Origin of the sequence: Exiguobacterium profundum, from assembly GCF_042652865.1 — a bacterium.
In the GTDB taxonomy this organism is placed as follows: Bacteria; Bacillota; Bacilli; order Exiguobacteriales; family Exiguobacteriaceae; genus Exiguobacterium; species Exiguobacterium profundum.
The window spans coordinates 1,540,849-1,561,439 of sequence record NZ_JBHSHG010000001.1; the positions used below are offsets into that span (position 1 = coordinate 1,540,849).

The 20,591-nt window shown below is 51.2% G+C and carries 11 protein-coding genes; 4 read left to right on the forward strand and 7 right to left on the reverse strand.

Annotated elements, in window-relative coordinates; genetic code table 11:
- Positions 1-66: 66 nt before the first annotated feature.
- The 7 genes from ACFO4U_RS07930 to ACFO4U_RS07960 form a co-directional block, all read right to left on the reverse strand.
- On the reverse strand, positions 67-2,250 hold the full coding sequence (locus tag ACFO4U_RS07930) for a glycosyltransferase (protein WP_215243703.1): 2,184 nt from the start codon (positions 2,248-2,250) through the stop codon (positions 67-69).
- Positions 2,247-5,312 carry a CgeB family protein gene (locus tag ACFO4U_RS07935; RefSeq protein ID WP_215243702.1) on the reverse strand — a complete coding sequence of 1,022 codons (3,066 nt, stop codon included), beginning with the start codon at positions 5,310-5,312 and terminating at the stop codon, positions 2,247-2,249. Before ACFO4U_RS07935 ends, ACFO4U_RS07930 begins: the two co-directional genes overlap by 4 nt.
- A 42-nt stretch (positions 5,313-5,354) precedes the next feature.
- Positions 5,355-5,666, reverse strand: a complete 312-nt coding sequence (locus tag ACFO4U_RS07940) for a hypothetical protein (RefSeq protein ID WP_074036034.1) — start codon at positions 5,664-5,666, stop codon at positions 5,355-5,357.
- Between the two features lie 9 nt (positions 5,667-5,675).
- Positions 5,676-8,321, reverse strand: coding sequence for a glycosyltransferase (locus ACFO4U_RS07945; protein ID WP_215243701.1), 2,646 nt, complete (start codon positions 8,319-8,321; stop codon positions 5,676-5,678).
- Between the two features lie 163 nt (positions 8,322-8,484).
- Positions 8,485-10,557, reverse strand: coding sequence for a bifunctional metallophosphatase/5'-nucleotidase (locus ACFO4U_RS07950; RefSeq protein WP_214690549.1), 2,073 nt, complete (start codon positions 10,555-10,557; stop codon positions 8,485-8,487).
- Positions 10,558-10,823: 266 nt separating this feature from the next.
- The gene (locus ACFO4U_RS07955) at positions 10,824-12,914 is read right to left on the reverse strand and encodes an alginate lyase family protein (protein WP_215243700.1); all 2,091 of its coding nucleotides are present in this window, start codon (positions 12,912-12,914) and stop codon (positions 10,824-10,826) included.
- Positions 12,915-13,028: 114 nt separating this feature from the next.
- A complete protein-coding gene (locus ACFO4U_RS07960) occupies positions 13,029-15,119 on the reverse strand; it encodes a heparinase II/III family protein (protein ID WP_215243699.1) in 2,091 nt (696 codons plus the stop codon).
- 311 nt (positions 15,120-15,430) lie between these two features.
- Here ACFO4U_RS07960 and ACFO4U_RS07965 point away from each other — a divergent pair, with 311 nt between their 5' ends.
- The 4 genes from ACFO4U_RS07965 to ACFO4U_RS07980 all read left to right on the forward strand — a co-directional run bounded on the left by ACFO4U_RS07965 (position 15,431) and on the right by ACFO4U_RS07980 (position 20,573).
- Positions 15,431-15,874, forward strand: a complete 444-nt coding sequence (locus ACFO4U_RS07965) for a sigma factor (protein ID WP_159562825.1) — start codon at positions 15,431-15,433, stop codon at positions 15,872-15,874.
- Between the two features lie 14 nt (positions 15,875-15,888).
- Complete coding sequence (locus ACFO4U_RS07970; RefSeq protein WP_196431120.1) at positions 15,889-16,752, forward strand: tyrosine-type recombinase/integrase; 864 nt, start codon at positions 15,889-15,891, stop codon at positions 16,750-16,752.
- Positions 16,753-17,265: 513 nt separating this feature from the next.
- Entirely contained in the window at positions 17,266-19,347 is a 2,082-nt protein-coding gene (locus ACFO4U_RS07975; protein WP_215243698.1) for an alginate lyase family protein, read from the forward strand.
- Positions 19,348-19,466: 119 nt separating this feature from the next.
- Positions 19,467-20,573: an acyltransferase family protein gene (locus ACFO4U_RS07980; protein WP_215243697.1), complete on the forward strand. Its 1,107-nt coding sequence runs from the start codon at positions 19,467-19,469 to the stop codon at positions 20,571-20,573.
- Positions 20,574-20,591: the final 18 nt, after the last annotated feature.

Here is a 20,591-nt window from a genome sequence, read left to right on the forward strand (position 1 = left end):
TTTCACATTCGATAATAAAACAATACTCATTATACTCTTGAACAATTCTTTGGTGCAATTACATTTTCATGACAATGTCGTCGCAAATTGTTCGTGTGTTTTGCCTGAAATGATTTGTTCCATCTCTCGATAGAGACGATCGAGCGCGAAATGTTTACGGGCATACGCCTGATAGGCTTTTGCGTCCGTCTTCAGCTTCTCGGTATCTTCTTTATAAGAGAGGATCGTATCGACAAATTTCGACGTATCCGTGACGAGTAGTTCGTCTGGGTAAATTGTTTCCGCACCCGTCCAGTGGCGGATGAGCGGGTATGATCCTGCTGCCATCGCTTCGGCCGGTGCGAGATGGAAACTTTCCAAGTCACTCGTCGAGAAGACGAATCCGATCGATTGGAGCCACGTATCGACGTCATTGCCGTGTCCATCGAAGTGGACGTGGTCGCGAAGTTCTGACTCCTCGATTCGTTTCAGTAGCGCCTCGTAGTACGCGCTCTCCTCTTCGCGCTTCCCGATCCAATAGACGTCTTTTGGATGGTGTCCTTTGAAGTGGAGATGGTACCGCTTGTCCGTCTTCAGCAGCTCTTCGAGGACGTCGAGCGCGAGGTCCGGACGCTTCAGTTTCGGGTTCATGCCGATCATACCGAGACGGAACGTCAAATCGTCTGCCTGTTTCGGTTTGTCGAGCTTGTCCGCGTCGACGGCGTTGTAGATGACCGTCATCTGGTGACGCGGGATTCCGAACAGACGATGCATCTCTTCTAACATATACGGTGAGACGAGGATGATGCGGTCGATGTTGTCGAGCGCATATTCCCGTGGAAATGGTGTTTCTTTCTCCTGACGATGAATCCGGACGATGAGGCGTTGATGCGGCAACTTATGTTGCGAGTACCAGACGGCGTTGCCGAGGCCCCATTCACAGAAAATGACGTCTGCTTGTGCGAGACATGCCTTGCTGTGATTTACATCATGAATCTTGTGTCCATCCCACTGGTCGATGAGGACCCGGTAGCTCGGGTCGGCCTCAAAGCGTTCCATGAACATGCGGATGAACTTCAAGTCGTGACCGGCGAAGAGGAGCGTCGTCTTCTGCATCTCCCAAATCGCGTCACGGAGACGTTCGAACGTGCTGGCGAACGTATAATTCTTCGCCATGTTGTAGAGCCGTTCCGCCGCATCCTTATAGATGGCTGGATGCGTGAAGGCGAGTTCAACCTTTTCGATGAATTCGTCTTCCGAATTGACGAAGAGCGGGTAGCTCGACCCGAGCAACATCTCGTGCATCTTGTTGCGGTTAAGGAGGACCGGCTTCCCGAGCGCCCCATATTCGAGAAGCTTCGTCGACAACTCGAGGCTGTCGTCAAGGTCCGGGTGACGCCACGAGATGCCAATGTCGCTCTCTTCGATGAGCGTCTCGACGTCCGCACGCGGGATACCTTTCAACCAGTGGACCCCTTCGTCCGTTTGAAGACGATGCGTCACTTCTTTACGGAAGTTCGGATTGTTCGGGTCTTGGTTGAACTTGTCTCCCGCCACTTTCAATTCGACGTCCGGCATCCGGACTCGTACTTTCTCGAGTGCGTCGAGAATTTCAGCCGAGTACCAGAGTGGCGCGAACTTTCCTGTATAGACGAGACGCTTCGCCTGACGTTTGAACGTCGGCGTCGCCTCACGCATGTTCGGGATCATCGGGTTCAAGATGAGGAACGGCTTCGGCGTCTGTAAAAACGTCTCGAAGTACGCCTTCATCTCCGCTGTCTGACAGAGCATGCGAGCCGAACGGTCCGCAATCTTCTTCAAACGTGCCAACTCCTCCTGTGACGCGGCCGATGAATCATGCGTGAAATCTGTGAGATAAGTCCACGTCTTTTTCATCGTATGTTCATAATCGGAGAGCGCATAAGCGAGTTGGAACCCACGGATGAACGTCATGTCATACTGTTTCGTCTCGACGAGCTCGTGGATGAGTTGGGCCGCCTCTTCCGGCTGGAGCACCTTCTTCTCATAGTACGGCTCCTCCTTCTTCGTCGAGTCTTCCGTGAAGACGTCGATGAAGTTGACGCGGTCGAGCTGTTTGATAGACGCCGTCACTTCCGGTTTCACAATCGAGCGCTTCAAGAGCACGTCGACCTCGATGTTCGGGTCCTGGTTCAACATATGCACGACCGACGTGAGCCAGATGGCTGATCCGTCGATCAAGTTCAAATTGACGTCCCCGTATACGAGGATTCGGAGCGGTTGCTTCGTCATAATGTTACCTCCTGAAGGTCCGCTTCATCCATGGCGGCACCGGCTTTCACATATTGATACGGGTCGACACTGAAGATGCGTTTGCCAGAACGAGCAAGCTCGTTCAAGCTCTCATCCGCTTCAAAGATGTGGAGTGCCTCCTCCACCGTATAGAAACGGAGTGCCGACGGCTGCACGATCGAGCGGGACGGTGTCGCATCAAACACATAACGATACGATTCGTCATGGTCCTGTTTGACGAGCTGACCGTCATACGTATAGTAGTCCTCTTTCGTCAGAACGTCCGCTTCTGCGTAGCGTGCCGCGAGCAGATAATCGCTCAAGTAGTTCGGACCGTAATAATCGTCCGACTTCAAGTGGGCGACCCAATCGTACGCTTCGACCATCTCCGTGAACGAGGTATAGTGCGTCAAGTAGCTACGCATATACGTCGAGATCGACGGCGTGTTATACGTGTTGTATACATCGATGTGATCCTCGAACTTATCGAGGAACATCATGAGATGTTTATGCTCATAACGTTGCGCCTCGAACTGAGCGACGACGCGTTCTGCCTCTTCGCGCGACTTGATGAAGGCGACTACGGCAATCTTCTCGTGGTCGACACGGTACGGGATGCCGACGTCTTGGACGATTTTCGCCAGACGTTGCGTATACGTGTGATATGTCAACACGTGACGCATACCACGCATCGCGATGTCCTCATAGAATGAGTCATCTGTCATCAAACGGCGGAACGTTTCATCCAAGTCAGATTCTCCGTCGTCAAGGAAGACGTAATCGCCAAGCATGGCATCAACCCCGACCGAGCGTGTACTGACGACCGGTGTGGCGCAGGCGAGTCCTTCGAAGACGCGACGTGAGAACATCGTCGGTGAATCGTTGACCGAGTTGACGTTCAACATGACTTTATATCCTTTATACGCCTTGGCAATCTGGTTGTATTTCAAACTGCCGCGAATCGAGTGACGGAACTGTTCCGGGAATTGAAGTTGGTCGCTCTCCCCGCGTTGGTTGATCGCATAGTTCCGATCATAAATCGCAAGACCATACTTGTCTGCTGCCGCGAACAGTCTGTCCATGTCAGCTTTACGCGATTCGTGACGGTTCGCATAATACGAACCGGCGAAACACGCATACGGTTCACGAGTCCCTGGTAAGCGAATCGGGTTATGTTCTTTCGGCTGTGCCGCGAACGGTAACGCATCGACACGGTCATGACCACAATCTTCTTTATAGTTCGGAACGCGGTTCATGTCGGTCGTATACACATAGTCGAATCGCTTCGCCGTCTCAATGAAACGGTCGTAGTGAATCGGGTCTTCTTTGTTCCAAAAGACGGTCGGGATGTTGTGATAACGGCACCAAGCGAGAAGCGCATCGAGCTCTTCCCATGTGTTCGTGCCATATTTGACGATTTTCTTCTCCCATGCACCGGCGTTCCCTTTCCACGCCGATTCGACGACGAGGACGTCCGGTTGCTCATCGAGGAGCACCGTCTTCCAGTTGTCCGGTGTGAACGTGATGAGCTGACACTCTGGTTTGTAGGATGCCATCGTGAACTCATCGAAGATGGCCGCGACCTTCAGTTCGTGTAGTTCACGTGGGATTGGTGCGAAGAAGCGAGCCTCGCGCACGTCCATCCACGTCGGGTTTTCTGTACCATCGCTGACGAGTTCTTCAGCGACACGGATGCGGTCGACCCGAGCCTCTCCGACACCGTCGACACGGAGGGCGAAACGAAGGAAGCGGATGCCACGGTCAAAGTAGAAGACTTTCTCGCTTCCGATTTGAACCTGTTGCATAATCTGACGCTCCGTCGCCGAGTAGGCAATGATGTAGAGGACGACATTCGCCCCTTCATCGGCTACACCATCGAGCGTGACACGGTAACGACTGTTCGCCTTCACTTCATACGGGAACTCTGTCGGGAGCAGTTTGAAGCTGTTGTTCATCTCGGCATACGAGATGTAGCGGCGCTGATCGTCCTCGCCTTTCAACTGGACGACGAGTTGGTCATCTCGACTCTTCAATTTGATGAGGTCGGGTGCCGGGATCGTCCACATGTCCGGTTTGAGGGACAAGACGTCTTCACGGCGGACACTCTTCTCGCGAATCATTCCGATATTTAAGTTCTCAAGCTGTCCTGACCCGTTCACGCGGATGAAATAGCGGATGGAACGGTGTGACGGTGCGATGCGGACGATACCACTCAGTCCGAGTGGCACTTCAATCAAACGATCCTGCCCAGACACCGTATACGTCGCGATGAACAGCGAGGCGTCCGCTGTACCCGTGCGGTCCCCTTTCAAATAGAAACGATACAAGTCATCGTCCATATCACCCGTCTCAAAATCGATGCCACGTTCCGTATCGACGTGTGGCAGCGCGATCTCATCGACGCCATAGTGCGTGTATTGGTTCCCTTCGGCACGGACGACGAGCGCGTCTCCGTCGAAGTGAGCAATCTCACTCTGTGGTTTGAGAGAACGGAGTGACGACGACGTAAGCGGATAACGGAAATCAAAAGCATCAAGTGATACGTTCGCAGCCGTCCCTTCGACTGTCCAAAGCGACAGCTTGCCGAGCATGAGCTCGACGAGGCTGAACGCTCCTGCCCCGTTGACTTCAAGATGAGCCCGGACGATTTGTTCACCCATGCCGAGCGTCACATCGACCTGATCGCCGTCCTGTACCGTCACGTAACGAGTACGTCCACCTTTACGCACGACTTCTAACGTCAACGTTGGCATCAGACCTTCGCGCGATTTGACACGCATCATAGCCGTGAACGTCTTTTGACCTGATTCGACGAGGTCGTTCACCGAGATGATATCTGAACTCGCGTTCGGTCGGTACGTGACGGTGACCGGCTCGTCCCCAGAGAAGACAAGGTCCGTCCCTTCAACGTGTACGTAAGGTGAGCGTGTATACCAGTTCGGTACGAGTTCACGTAGTTGATGCGATTTGTTCGGGCGTTTGTTCAACACTTTACGACCGAGTCGCTTCGACCGTTGTACCCCAAGGTAAGCGGCGCGACGTGCTTTTTTCTGCCAATCCATCCTCATATCCTCCAAATCATCGAGTCTTTCGAGCTCGATTCTTTATTTGCGAATGCGTCGTGCAACCGCCTGTGCCTTCAAAATCGCTTTTCCGGCTTTCGATTGCACAAGACGACGATACTTCTGATTCAACACATCATATTTACGTTTCAAGTCACTGAGCGCTTGCTCTTTCTTCTCGAACGTCTTCACGGTCCATTCAAACGTGTACAGAAGATCTCCATACTTTTGAACGAGTCGTCGATGCTTTTGACGTAATAGACGTTCATCATGTTTCAAATGACGAATCTCTTCTTCCTGCAGTTTGATTCGTTGTTTCAACAATCCGATTTCTTTTTCAAATTCGTTGCTCATGCTCTCACCTCACAAGTATGCGTCAAAGTAGAGACGCTTCAATTCTTCTGTTTGTCCTGATTCATATAAGTCGACGAATTGTTTTACAATCGGCGTCTCTAATTCCATCGGACGATACTGTTCGATGATTTCATAAAGCATACCGGCATTGTCGACAAACTCTTCCGGTTTGCTTCGGCGTAAGAAGACCAAATACCACATCGAGAAGAAGCGTTCGAATCGTGTGGAACGGTATTGATCGAGTACACCTTCCCGGGCGAATGCTTTTGCCCGTGCCGTTTCCCGAATGACACACTTCGTAAAGTACTTCTTCGTGATCGTGTTGACTGTCGAACCGGCGACAGCCGCGTAATAATCATGAATCGTCAAGTCGAGAAGAGCGACGCGTCCTGCGCTGAGGAACATCTCTTGGAAGAAGAGCGAGTCTTGCCCGACCGCACCGATGACCTGTTTCAAATCGTGCTTCTGGATGAAGTCTTTTTTGATGACCATCGTCTGGATACTCTGTACCTTGAAGTTGTGCTCGAGCAAGTACGCTCTCGGGTCTTCGATGACGCGAACACCATCTTTTTCAAGGCCGTCTAGCTCAATCATGGCCTCACGGTTCGCAAGCTTCAACATACTTCCGACTGCGAGGTCAAGCGCGTCATTCTCTTTCATGATACGGAATAGTTCCGCATAGCCGTCGTTGACCGCTTCATTGTCCGGGTCAAGGAAAGCGATGTACGGTGTCGTTGCCAATTCGACGCCTTTGTTTCGCGGGCGCGACGCACTGCCGCTGCCTCCGTCGTTGAATGAGTACGTGTAGACGTTCGGATACTTCCGCACGAGGCGTTCGATATAGCCGATCGTCTCTTGGTCCGTCGAACCGTCGTCGACGAGCCAAATCTCCATGTCTTCAAACATCGAGCTACGGCGAAGACTAGAGAAACATTTGTTGTAGAGATAACGACCGTTGTTATAAATCGGGACGATCATTGAAAGCGCATAGTCGCCCGGTTCGTTCGGGACGAGTACATCATCTGCCGCGAGCAGTTCGAAATGATCGATGGCATAGCCTTGTCCCTCGATACGCTGGTCGTCCCGAAGCGTCTCAAGCGACAGGTGGCTTGCCGCAAACATCGTTAACGCGACGTCATCGTATCCCTCTACGAATTCATGTACAACGTCCTGCCCTTTCGTCACGAAAGCGACGTCCGTGTATTTGAAGGCGTTGACCATATCCTCTACATAATAGTCGAGGTAGTGATAACGGTCGTCAAATACCGTCACGAAGTCGGCTGTGCGTAAATCGACTTCTTGTAAATCTGCTTCTGCGACAAAACGTTTATGCGGATAGGATTGGCGCTCGAACAGCTCACGTGTCGCCGTCACGTCGCCGCGACCGATGACGAGGACGTCACGACGGACTTCGTGGTGAATGCCGAGAACGAATAACATTTCGTTGAAACGATCATAGATCGTATGGTTCGAGAAGATGGTGCGGACACCAGATAGTTGATGCTCGAGACGCTCTTCGTCTGTATCGAACATTTCTAAAATCCCTTGTGCATCCAATGCGCTCGTCGCGATGAATACGTTCGGGAAGTCGTTGTTGACGGCCACGTTGTAGTTCGTCAAGACGAGTTGTCCCCGTGCCTGTGCCTCATAGATGGCTTGCGCACTCATCGTCGGACTGTTTTTCACTTCATTGACGTGAAGAATCCAGTTCGAGGTTTCTTTCAACGCCTCGATCTCCTCTTGGTCCCCATGGACGAGGACATCTTGAAGTGATTTCGGTGCGAACGACACCTTCGATTCATCCGCTTCGCGAATCACATAAAGAGACTTATTCGCATCACGAACACCTTGTGCGAGCGTCTCCAAGTCTTTTGCGAAACGTTGTACCGGGAAACGGTTCGTGACGACGACCGAATCCGACTGAACACGCGTCATCCCGATTGGATTGAAGCGAAGTGGGTCGATTCCCGGACGGATGACAAAAACGCGCTCATGTCCGGCTTCTTCGATATAATCCGTCACACGCTCCTCGTTTGCCGTAAAGATATAGTCACACTGAGCGGCGAGTGAGGAGAAACGATCGTAGTGATTCGTATCGAGAGTAGTTTCAAACACGACACGAACATCAATTTGTTTGGCTTTGCGAATCAAATTCTCCAACCAGTGACGGGAGTGCGAACGCGGTGAGCCCATGTGGTGGAATGCGGTCGTCTCATCTTCCACTAGCGCGGCCGAGATGAGAAGGAAATCAATCTTTTCGATTTCAGCCAGCTCTAAGAAGCCTGTCACATTCTCAAATAAATGGACATGACAAAGCCGCTCTAACTCTTTCGCTCGTTTGACCGGACCGACGAATGCCACTTGTACATCCGCCTTCTCATAAAAATTGCTCCCATTCGATGCGATACGAGTCACATCTTGTTTCGGGAGTCGCGCTCGAGCTGATTCGAGTTCCGTTTTTAAGGTAGCTTGCTGTTCTTCAAACAATTTATCGTCAAGACGCGGGCGTTGTGCCTGTCTCGACAATGAAGGAAGGTCCTCAAGGGTGATCAAGTCATCTCCGTTCAATGCTTCTCTCCGGTCGACCCGTTCTTTTTCTTCTTTCAACCACGCAATGTGCGCTTGCACATCGCGCAGTGTCGCTTTTACATCCATACGTCCGCTCCACCTTTTTTAAGTAATCAGTATTTCTTCATCTTATCGTATCTTAACAGAGTTATATGTCGGTCGCAATTTGATGACAAATGTACACGCCTGAGTTTCCTATAAAAAAGACGGACCCATTCCTGGATCCGTCCGAAAGCAACCAATGATTGTCTTATTCAGCTGCGTTGACGTCGACGATACGTCCTTCAACAGCAGGTGTGACTTCTTCGCCGAGGCTGATCAAGTGATCGCGGAAGTTTTCCCAGTCGATGAGACCGAGGTCATTGACGCGACCGTCTTTGAATGCCGTTTCAAACTCAACATAGTTGTCTCCACCTTGCGCTGTGAAGAAGTTCGTTGCGACTTTGTAGCTCGTCGCGTCTTCGACATCGACAAACTCTGTGCCGTTGTTGTACTGCAAGCTAACGATGCGCTCACCAGCCGGTTTTGAGCTGTCGAACAATACTTTGAATCCAGATACGTGGAGGAATCCACCGTTCTCGATTGGGTAAATGCCAACGCTACGCTCGAAAGCAGCTTTTAATTCGCTACCTTTCAAGTCCATGATGGCAAGCGTGTTTCCGAATGGAAGTGTCGTCAACACTTCACCTGTCGTGACAGGACCTGCATCGATTGATGCACGGATTCCACCACCGTTTTGAACAGCACCGATGACAGCAGAATCATACTCTTTCGCTTTCGTGAGCATACCGTCTGTAATCAAGTTACCGAGGGCTGTTTCATTTTTACGGACACTCGGTGCTGTTTCGTCACCTTTGTCACGTGGGTTATCGAGTGGAGCTGTGAGTGAGACACCGATTGGGTCTTGGCTGATTGTATCCACGACATCTTTGAATGGTGCGAGCAATTCTACCGCATATGGATCTGGTTGAAGTGCCTTCACATCAATCAAACTGCCCGCATGTTTGATGACTTTTCCATCCTTGTCGAACTCGACATCAACCGTTCCGAGGAAATTGCTGTATTGGTCCGCTTGAACGATGACCGTTGGCTCTGTTTTTCCTTCTGTGATGAGGACCGGAGCGCTCAAACGAGTATGCGTGTGGCCACCGACGATGATGTCGATTCCATCTACGTTTTCAGCAAGCAACAAATCGTTATCGAACGCTGGGTTATCGTTATACCCAAGGTGCGAGACTGCTACGATTTGATCGACGCCCATCTCTTTGAACGCGTCGACTGCTTTTTGTGCTTCTGCGATGTAGTTTTGGAATTCAATTGGGCCTGGGCTAGCGATGGATGCCGTCTCTTCTGTTGTCAAACCGAAGAATCCGACCTTCTCGCCATCCACTACTTTGATGACTCCTTCATAAAGACGACCGTTGTACGCTTTTTGCGAAACTTCGTCACGGTAGAGGCTCTTCATGTATTGGTCATTTGCATAGTTGACGTTCGAGCTGACGAACGGGAAGTTCGCATAGCGGACGAAATCAGCAAGTTCTTTATGTCCTTGCTCCGTACCGAGATCGAATTCGTGGTTACCCGGCACCATCAAATCGTATTTCATGTAGTTCATGAGTTTGAGGTCAGCTTGACCTTTGAACTCGTTGAAGTAAAGCGATCCTGAGAAGACGTCCCCTGCGTCGATCAAGAGGCTGTCTGGCTTCTCTGCACGGATTTGCTTGATGGCTGTCGCACGTTTCGGTGCGAGATCGAGCGCGGCGTGCGTGTCGTTCGTGTGCATGATCGAGAGCTTGTATCCTTCTACTGTATAAGGAACTTCAAGTGTGATCGTTTTACCACGGTTTGTATATGTAGCCGTCGCGACGAATTCGCCGACTTCACTCGTGTCGATTTTGCTCCAACGTACTGCTTTTTCATACGTCCCACTTGCGAATTTCACTTGTTGCTTCACGATGCCAAGTGCCGGTTTCCCTTGTTTGAACACGAGTGGCTCGCTCGGTGGTAAAATCGCAATCGGGTGATCGAGGACGCGGACGCGTTTCTCAATGTACTTCCCTTTGCCTTTGACGATTCCCTTAGCTGTTTGGAATGTACCTAATTTCTCCAAGTTGACGCTCGATTTATACCAATGGATCGGCGCGCCCTCATATGTAGCATCGAGCGCAGCATCCAAGTCCCCTGCGTACACATACGCTGATTTCGCTTTGACGACTGGTGCTTTTGACGCAGCTTCCGTGACAACAGCCGGTGCGAGCGATGCAGTCGATACGGCCGCTACAGCGAGTGCCGTGTACAACTTACGAGATGATTTCTTTGTCATGTCCAATTCCCCTTTCAGATTTGCGAAGAGGACACACAAGAGAAAGCGCTTACATCATTCGACTTTTTACTTACCACGATTACCCCAAAGTCGTCCGTTTTTCCCTTATATGTACAAATCGCTCTAGTTCTAACGTAACGGAAACGCGTCCAATAAACAATCACAAATTGAAGATTTTTAAGGTTTTTACAATTTCCACAAAAAACGATTCCCTCATTATGTAAAGGACGACATCACTTCGTGAGAGTGTCGTGACGTTTTGTCCTTTATACGTCACGACTTTCCTCACACGGCACATGAATGACATGCTTTCCCCCGTTTTCAATCCAATACGAGACGATGTACATCCCATCCCGCTCTTCGACCTTCGTATCGACGACACGCTTCCCGGTCCGGTCTAGTCGAATCAGAGTCAAAAAGCGAACTTCGCTACCATGTTCAATCGAAACGACTTGCTGGCGGGGAGTCCACTCCAAATCACGCATGGACACATGGCTCGGTTCAAGTGCCATATAAGCCTCTTCGTTTTTTAAAAGCTGAATGAATTGAATGGCTCGATTCGAGGCATCTTTAAATCGAACGTTGTGTTCTTCTGGTGTACCCGCTACCAGGTCCAAACCGGGCGCCAGATGGAAACGCTGGACAAAGAGATCCGCTTCCGGTGCGACAATCCGATCAAACACGACAAGCGTTCGCGCCTTATCGTACACGACATGCCGAGTATGTATGGCCCCTTTTCCAATCAGGCGGCTCACTCCGGTCGCCATCATCTGTTTCCGCGTCTCTTTCACCTCTAGGATTCCGCTCTCTCCGATTCGCTCGATCGACAAGTCGAGCTCTTCTCCGAGTCGATGTACCGTATTGTGCGCCGCGACACGTAGTGCTTGCGCACGCTCAGGTCCGTCCACATAGCCATACCGACCAGTTTCGACGATGAAATCCCGCCCCAATCCATATAGTTCGAGACTCAAATCGTCGGCATGTTTATGTGCACCCCTATGGTATCCCGCTGTCATCAGAATATAGGTGGCGTCACGAAACGGACGCTTTGCATGGTGCCAATATTCACGCATGACCGCATATTGAGAGCCTAGATTCGCCAGCAGTTCTTCTGGGCATTGTCCTTGTGTCCCTCCGCTCATGGCAAAGGCTAGTTCGGGAAACGTTTCAATCCGAGGAATTAAACGGCTTCCGCGAAGCTGTCCTCCCGTATCCCCCACGATCGGCAAGGTTTGGTTCGGTTTAATGAAATGCAAGAGGCGCTCTGGCATCCGGTCGATGCGTCCAATCCCTTCCGGCAACGTGAATCCATTTAAATCGGCCCAGTCTCTAAATCGACTTAGCGTATGGTACACGTAAACGTGATAGCCGGGCGAGTGCTCCAAGTGGGTCCCGTCCTCCGAAAGGCAAATGTCGAGTTGCTTATTCAACCGCGCACGCGCAATCCTTTTCCAATCCGCACTGCGATCAAACTCCGGAAAGCAGGAAGCAATCGCAAACAGTGCCATATCTTGAAAGAGCCCATGGTTATGGAGCGGACGATAAAAGGTAGGGGTCGCCAGTAATGTCGCATGTTCATATAACAGATGTAACAAGCGGCACGTCACATGGGCATCATGATGGATCGGTGCCTGGCGATACGCTTCAAAGAAACGGAGCATATGGAATACTCGAATCGCCGTCCCGTGCGCATGGTATGCTACACGCCCCCGCGGACCGCCATGCAGCGGATGATGGCTCTGCCAGCTATCGATGATTTGGTGTGCATAGTGCAAGTATCTTTCGTCTTGCGTCACCTCATAGGCATGGGTCAGTTGATTGACCGTCGTCAAATAGTGGAGTTGGAAAAGGAACGAGTTGTTGTTCACAGGTGGTAACATTTTGTTCCAATCGAACGTCCGAACATCACGGACGGCCAATGTATGCGGAAGCGATGGGATATACCATCTTCCGTTCAACGTCTCTTCCGCAAAATGAACCGCCTGTTCATCACGGATTTGTTCATAATGGTACGAAGCGAATGTGCGCTTTTGTTTCATATAGTCACGGACGAGCAGTCGCTCCATCTTGTCCGTCAATTTGATTTTCGAGAGGGGTTCGGTCATGAGGAGCATCACATCCGTCGCGCGGACGAGTGCTTCCCTTCCTTCTCTATGGACAATATAATATCGACCGTATGGACGGATGAGCCGTACCGTCTCGGTCGTCTCGAGCCGACTGTCTGGCACCATTCGTCTTCCCTTCCATTGATAGCACATCGTCCCTGCCGAGATGACGACGTCCCAACCATCGCTCGCTTTCCCCGAGAGCGAACCCCGAAGTTGAGCCACGATCTGTTTTGCATGTGAATGTTCCATTCGTTCCCTCACTTGTCAGTTGTTCTACTTGAAAATTCTACCTTAGCAAATGGTGGGATTCAACAACTACTCTCATCGTCCACGTAAAAAAGCCTGGCAGTCGCCAGGCTTCAATCATTTTGGAACGTCGAGAGTATGGGTCTCGCCGTTGGAAAGTGTATAGGTGAGTTCATACTGATTAGCTTGTTCCTTGACCGCCGTGTCGACAATCGAGGTGTTCGTCCGGTCGATCCGCATGAGTGTGATGTAACGCACGTCCGTACCGTATTCAATGGAGACGACTTGGTCGCGAAGCGTCCACTCCGCATCACGGACCGAGAGATGACTTGGTTGAACGGACATATATGACTCTTCGTCCGTCTCGAGCTGCATCAGTTGAATCGATCGACGCCGGCTGTCTCGGAACGTCACGTTCTGTGCCTCGGTCGTCCCTTTATATAGCTTCAGACCCTCTCCGAGGTGGAAGCGCTGGACGAACATGTCCGGCTTCGGTGAGGTGATGCGGTCGTAGACGACGAGCGTTTTCGCCTTGTCATAGACGAGGGTGCGACGATGCGTAGCCCCTTTCCCGATCAACGCGCTCTCTCCGATGGCGAGGCTTGTCTCTCCACGGTCTTCGGTCTTCACGATACGGCTCCGACCAATCATACCTTTGCTTAAATCCAAGTTTTCCCCGTATCGGTGGACGGTGTTATGGGCCTCGCCTTTAAAGACTTCCTTCCGTTCCGGTCGTGCCGAATAACCAAAGCGACCCGTCTCGATGATGAAGTCACGCGCCAGTCCATAGAAGTCGATGCTCAAGTCATCGGCATGCTTGTGGGCACTACTATGATACCCGGCTGTCATCATCACTTGTGTCGCACCCGAGAAAGCCTCAGGTGGACGCGACCAATATTCGCGCATGAAGCTGTATTGATCCCCGATTTGCTTCGTCAACAGGGTCGGTGCCACGCCCTCTGCCCCTCCGCTCACTGCGAAACTGAGCTCCGGATATTCGTTCGTCTTTGGAATGATGTTCATCCCTTGAAGGTGCCCCGTCGTGTCACCGAAAATCGGAAGCGTCCGATTCGGCTTCAACATGTAGGTGAGCTGATCCGGCATCTTCTCGATATAGCCCGAGCGTGAAGGCAGAACGAACTGGTTAGCCTCGGCCCATTCGATAAAGCGCGACAACGTATGATACACATACACGTGATATCGAGGTGAGTGTTCAAGGTGAACCCCTTCCGGCGAGATGCTATGGGCAATCTGCGCCTGGAGCCGCGTGCTGGCGGTCGATTGCCAAACCTTACTCCGGTCAAACTCAGGGAACGTCTGGGCGATGGCGGTGAGCGCCATGTCTTGGAAGATACCGTGGTTATGTTTCGGTTTGTAGAAGTCGGACGAGGCCAAGATCTCCCCATGCTCATACAATGTTTTCAACATGAGCTCGGTGAAGGCAGGGTCCCGATAGAGTGACGTCTCTTTATATACATCCCAGAAATTCAACAGATGGAACACACGAATCGCCGTTCCTTGGTCATTGTATCCCCACTTGAGTCGTTTGTAGTTATAGGCCGGGTGTGCCTTCGTCCAACTTTTGATTAGTCGTTCGCCATATTTCAGATAGGCGAGGTCACCCGTGTCATTGTACGCTTGCGTCAACTGATTGAGGACCGTCAAGTAGTGGAGCTGGAACGGGAACGAGTTGCTGTCCACGGCCGGGACGTCCTTATGCCAGTTGAACGTGTCGATGTTTGGGACCGACAGATTGTTCGGTTTCGTCGGGATATACCAGTTGCCGGCGAGCGCCCGATCGGCGAACTGTTTCGCCTGTTCTGTCGACAGTCGGTCATACTCATACGGGATATGGGACTCGGTCTGCCCCATGTATGTATGGACGAGCGGACGGTTCGTTTTCGATTGGATGCGTGCTTTCGTCAACGAACGGGCCGGAACGACCTCCGCCTGGCTTTTCTTGATATAGATCCGTTTGCCGCCGGACATGGCAAGGTAATACCAACCGGACGGGCGCACGATGCGGTATTCTTTCGTCGTGTTCGTCTTCTGTAGTGGGACCAGTTTCTTCCCCTTCATTTGGTGCAGCGTGGTCGAGGGAGCGACGCGCACGTTGAAGTCCGAGTTGGCCGAAGCCGTCGTCATCGGTGCGAACAGGAGCATCCCGCTCAACATCCCGATGGATAATCGTCTATACAAAGGTTTCATGATTTTCCTCACATTTCCGGTTTGATTTCACTCTGTAAATTATATCCATTAAACGAATGCTAAACAACTAAAACTTGGATATCATTTACCTCTTGATCAAATCATCACCTGACATCCTCCTATAATGGTTGTTATGCAGATTTCGCACCTCACGAACGTTGAAGTTTCGTCAGTCCAAATCAGACACAGCACGGAAATGCTGTATGGCACAACCCGTATCCCTTATCCATCGGAAGCATCGATTCTCTATAACAACCATTATGCTGTATCCACCTAGGAAACTTGAGACGCGCGCGGGAAAGCAGCCCACCATGCCAGATGCTAACGAACAGATCAAAGAGTGGGAGCCGATGATCTTTTACGTCATCCGACAGCTCCATCTCCATCCGAACGAAGTCGACGATGCCGCCCAAACGGCACGAATCGCCCTATGGCGTGCCCTTCAAGACGGCAAGACGTTAGGAAAAACGTACTGTTTCATCCGTATCCGCGGGGCCATCCTGAACGAACGGGCCAAACAGGCGAAGACGCTCCAACACGAGGTCGCGAGCGAACGACTCCCCGAACAAGTCGACCAGCGCGAAGTGCCCCTCTCGCTTTGGCTAGACGACAAGCGATCCACTTTACCAAATCGCCATTTCACCTTACTCTGCCATATGCTTCACGGGACCGAGGCATCGCTCGGGTACTCGCCGAGTCGACTACGCGCCTATAAGGCCGAACTGCAACGGATGCTCCGTGAGGACAACGAGTAAGAGGAGACAGGAAGATGACCTTACACATGAAAGACGCCGTCGCCCAGCACATCCACTATTTACGCATGACCGGAAAATCGGACAACACGGTCAGCCAGGCGACCTATAAGTTTGCCCGATTCGAAGCCATCATGGGAGAAGGCAGAACGCTCGACGAATTAAAAACGAGGCAAGACGTCATGCCGTATATCGACACGCTCCGTTCGGAAGGCTGTCAACCGGTGACCATCAACAACTACTTGAGCGCTCTTCGCGGCTTATACGATTGGGCCATCGCCGAGCATCTCGTCACCCATAACCCCTTTCATCAGTTACGGGTGAAAGTGACCGAGCGCCATTCAGCGGAGATCCCCTCCCCTAGACAATTGTCCGCTGTCATCGATGCTATCGACGTCCCGTTGTATCGTACGTTTTTAACCGTTCAGCTCCATACGGGTATGCGGATCAACGAGGTCCGGCTGTTAAAACTCGATGCGATCGATTTGCAGGAGCGGTTACTCTATGTCCGAGAATCAAAGAACGGAAAGCCCCGGAGAATCCCGTTGAATGACAAGATTCACTCCGTCCTCTCCACCTATCTCGATGAGGAGAGACGTCCCGTCGACTCGCCCTATGTGTTCCCATCTGCACGAGGCGCCTTGATTTGTAAGACGACCATCAATCGTCACCTGACGACGGCTGCCACAGAAGTGCTCGGCTATCCTGTCACGTCTCATACGCTTCGCCATGCGTTTACGACGCACCTTTATGACAAAGGGGTCATGGAGACGACGTTATCTGAATTACTTGGCCACTCCGAGCCGAAGACGACACGTCGGTACATCCGCGTCCGCGAGAATCATCTTCGCGATGCGGTGGAACGGTTGACGTTGGATTAAAGACCATACGAAGAAGACCGACCTGTGAATTAGATCGGTCTTCTTTGTATAGGAAATCGGTTTCTGCTTGAACGGGACCAGACCACCTCCGATCGACGCGGAATCGTTCTTATCTGTTTACGATATACACTTTCAGTAAGTACACGATGATTCCGATCAATGCTGCAATAGCCAAATACACAATCGGCACCAATAATCCTGGCGCGGTCAGAGAGATCCCGTAAATGACGAGTGCCGTCACAAAAAAAGTAATAAAAACAAACTAACGTGCTTCATTCACATCTTCCCCTTTGGCGTATGACATACAAGTCATTCGATTCACCTCACTTTATCATATTTTTCCAAATGAGGACTCGACATGCATCCGTCGTAATCCTTCATTAATTGTCGGGACAAAATCAAATTGAACCTACCTCCATTTAAAATAAAGATGATATAGAAAATTAAGGGAATAAACGCACCTCATGGTATACTTTGAAAAAGAAGTAAATCCAAATTTATTGAGGTGTATGCATGAAACGAATATTACTCGTCCTCGTCTTAGTAGGGGCTTGGGGCATGACCCCGACAGACTCCGTCCAGGCTGCGACGAACCCTTTCGATATCCGCTCCATCCCAAATGCGACCGTCTATGAAATGAAGAACGGTCGATTGACGAAAGTGGCAGCGTATTCGACAACAAAACGCTACACAGCCGTCAGTACGTCCGGCTGGTACTACATCGCACTGAGTCATACGAAAAAGATCTACATAAAGAAAAGTCAGGCCAAGCTCTTACTCGGTGACCCACTCACCCCTTCGAATTTGAAGTCGAGTGGAACGGCACGACTCGCGCATGAGTATATGAAACAGATGCCACTTCACGCGCCATATGAATATGAAAAATTGACACCTGCGCGCGCCGTCGACTACGCCAACCGTGCGATTCGTGGGGATTGGTCGATCCCGTCCAAACCATATCAATTGTCCGTCCCGAACGTCGATACGTTTAACTGGCACAGGGACATCCCGAGCTCGTCGAGCAATTCCTATCCGTTCCAAATTCATTATTTGACGGTGCTCAATCAATTGACCCAGGCGTATAACGAGACCGGCAATACCGCTTATTTGAAGTACGGGGTACGGGTCGTTAAAAGTTGGACGAAAGCCCATCCGATTGCGAACTACAAACAGTACCGTTGGCCATATAACGACCACGGCACGTCGATTCGGACGTTCCATCTCTTGAATTTTTGGGATGCCTATAAATCTTCTTCACTCTATAAAGATACGGCGTTCACCGGTCTGATGTTGCGGACGCTCCACGACCATGGCACGTTACTCGCGACGTCCAGCTTCTATAAAAATGATCACAATCATGGGATCTTCCAAGACATGGCGCTCACCGCCATCGCGCAGACGTTCCCACAGTTCGACCGGAGCAGAACGTGGAAGACGCTCGCAGATAGCCGCCTCGATAAACAGATCCGGCACAGCATCACGTCGGACGCCGTCCACCTCGAGCATTCACCCGGCTATCAGTCCTATATGTATCACGTGCTCGACCGCTTCCTCATCTGGGCAGAAGCGAACCGTTTCTCACTCCCTTCGAGCATGACACGGGTCGAACAGATGCCGAAGCAACTGACGTATATGATCAAACCGAACGGGACACTCCCGACCTTTGGAGACACGTCCGGTGTCAGACGGAACACCTCGATCATTCCGCATATCGAGGATTTCCCCGAGCTCGTCTTCGCCCTCACCCAAGGGAAGGAAGGGACACGTCCACCGGTCACGGCGAAATGGATCAGCAACCAATACAGCTTCATGCGCGAATACTGGGCATCTCCACCTCGCGCGTTCAATCAGGCGACCCAGGTGATGATGACAGCAGGTTATCATAGCAGTGCCCACAAACATGCCGATGACTTGAGCATCGATCTGTACGGCCTCGGCCGCGACTTCATCATCGAGACGGGGCGCTACGGCTATACGAATCGCCCCGAACGTCAGCGCGTCTTCGGTGTCGATGCCCACAATACCGTCCACCGTGACGGGGCGAATCTCGACCTCCGCTCCACGATGCGTGGGAAGAGCAACATCAAGACCGTACAAAATCTCGGTTCGACCCTTCTTACGATTGGGGAGAGCCAGCTCATCGGGAACGGAGCGACGCATCGACGGACGCTCGTCTACGACAGAGAACAGACACTCATCGTCTACGACCGGATCAGTTCACCCGCAACCACGAAGTTCGTGCAGCGGTTCCATCTCGCCGAAGGTCTGAATCTCCTTCAGAGTTCGATGGCGACCCAGAACGTCGTCTACGGTGATACGAACGGGCGAACGATTCAGCTCATGCAGCTAAACCTTAAAAATTCATCGATGCGCAACAGCACGAGTTTCGTCGCCGTCGAGGATTACGAATGGAAGCCGCGTCCACAAGTCATCTCGTATAATACCGGGAAAGACGTGCGCTACCTCACGCTCATACGACTCGACCAGTCGAAGACGACGATTCGGTCGGCCAGTGTGAAAGTGTCCGGTTCGAGCTACATCGTGACTTATACGCTCTCGAATAAAGAGACGAGACAAATTCGCGTGCCGATTTAACGAGAACTATATTTTACAGTTTCAACACAAGTGTCTGAATCAAATAGACACACCGTCAACAGCGTGATAGATTGTTTGACGAAAAGAAAAATAGGAATATATAGAGGAGATTACATCAGTTGCAGAAGCTCAGTTTTTTAGATGCCCTTCGCGGTTATGCCATCCTCGGGGTCGTGTTGACGCACTCGACACGGTCCCTTCAACAATTGCCCGATTGGTTATACCATATCGGGATACAAGGGTCGCGCGGCGTCCAACTCTTTTTTATCGTCAGCGCCTTCACGTTGTTCTATTCATTGGAGCGCTATACGGTATCGCGCCAGATTCCGCTTCAGGACTTCTACACGAAGCGCTTCTTCCGGATCGCACCGATGTTCTACGCCGCACTGCTCTTCTACTTGAGTTTTGATCTAATCAATCAATTCATCGGGGTTTCGACGGCTTATCCAGACGTGACACTTTCCCTCTTGGTCTCGACGTTGACGTTCACGAACGTCCTGCATCCCGAGTGGTTATTCAGTCTCGTGCCGGGCGGTTGGTCAATCTCGAACGAATTTTTATTTTATGCATGTGTGCCGTTCCTGTTCAAATGGATCAAGACAGCGCGTCAAGGGATTGTGTGGACAACATCGACGCTCGTACTCAGCATCGTCCTGCACCTCCTGACCGAACAGAGTCCGCCATTCATGGACGTGAAGAGTTTCGCCTTTTATTGGTTCCCGAACCAGCTGCCGATCTTCTTGATGGGGGTCACGTTGTATCTCGTGTGGCGCGACCAATCGTGGTCCGTGCGAACGCACTATGCGATGACGTTCGGCTCAATTGCGTTACTAATCATACTCGGAATTACTCCGTATGATGTCTATAGCGCGTTTCCGAAACATGCGCTGTTCGGTCTCGCCTTTTGTCTATTGGCTCTCGGCTTATCCGGTATTCGGGGACGTATCCTCAATCATCCGGTGATGCAGTACATCGGGCATATCAGCTTCAGCCTGTACCTCGTCCACTTTTTCGTCCTCGATTGGGTCAATCATCTCTTCAACGAGACGTGGACCCAGCAATATAGCGTGACGACGTTATGGATGTTGACGTTCCTCGTGACGCTCGTCGTCTCTGGCGTGATTGCATCCGTCACGTATCAGGTTATCGAGCGACCAGGGATTCAGCTTGGACGTTCAATCATAAAGAAACGCCTTTCTCAGAAACAGAAGAACCAAGTCGCATGACAAAAGGAGCTCCAAAAA

Coding starts and splice junctions, on each gene's coding strand:
- ACFO4U_RS07940 (WP_074036034.1), bottom strand. CDS start 5,666: ATGAGCAACGAATTTGAAAAAGAAATCGGATTGTTGAAACAACGAATC.
- ACFO4U_RS07960 (WP_215243699.1), bottom strand. CDS start 15,119: ATGAAACCTTTGTATAGACGATTATCCATCGGGATGTTGAGCGGGATG.
- ACFO4U_RS07945 (WP_215243701.1), bottom strand. CDS start 8,321: ATGGATGTAAAAGCGACACTGCGCGATGTGCAAGCGCACATTGCGTGG.
- ACFO4U_RS07950 (WP_214690549.1), bottom strand. CDS start 10,557: ATGACAAAGAAATCATCTCGTAAGTTGTACACGGCACTCGCTGTAGCG.
- ACFO4U_RS07970 (WP_196431120.1), top strand. CDS start 15,889: ATGACCTTACACATGAAAGACGCCGTCGCCCAGCACATCCACTATTTA.
- ACFO4U_RS07930 (WP_215243703.1), bottom strand. CDS start 2,250: ATGACGAAGCAACCGCTCCGAATCCTCGTATACGGGGACGTCAATTTG.
- ACFO4U_RS07965 (WP_159562825.1), top strand. CDS start 15,431: ATGCCAGATGCTAACGAACAGATCAAAGAGTGGGAGCCGATGATCTTT.
- ACFO4U_RS07955 (WP_215243700.1), bottom strand. CDS start 12,914: ATGGAACATTCACATGCAAAACAGATCGTGGCTCAACTTCGGGGTTCG.
- ACFO4U_RS07975 (WP_215243698.1), top strand. CDS start 17,266: ATGAAACGAATATTACTCGTCCTCGTCTTAGTAGGGGCTTGGGGCATG.
- ACFO4U_RS07935 (WP_215243702.1), bottom strand. CDS start 5,312: ATGGATTGGCAGAAAAAAGCACGTCGCGCCGCTTACCTTGGGGTACAA.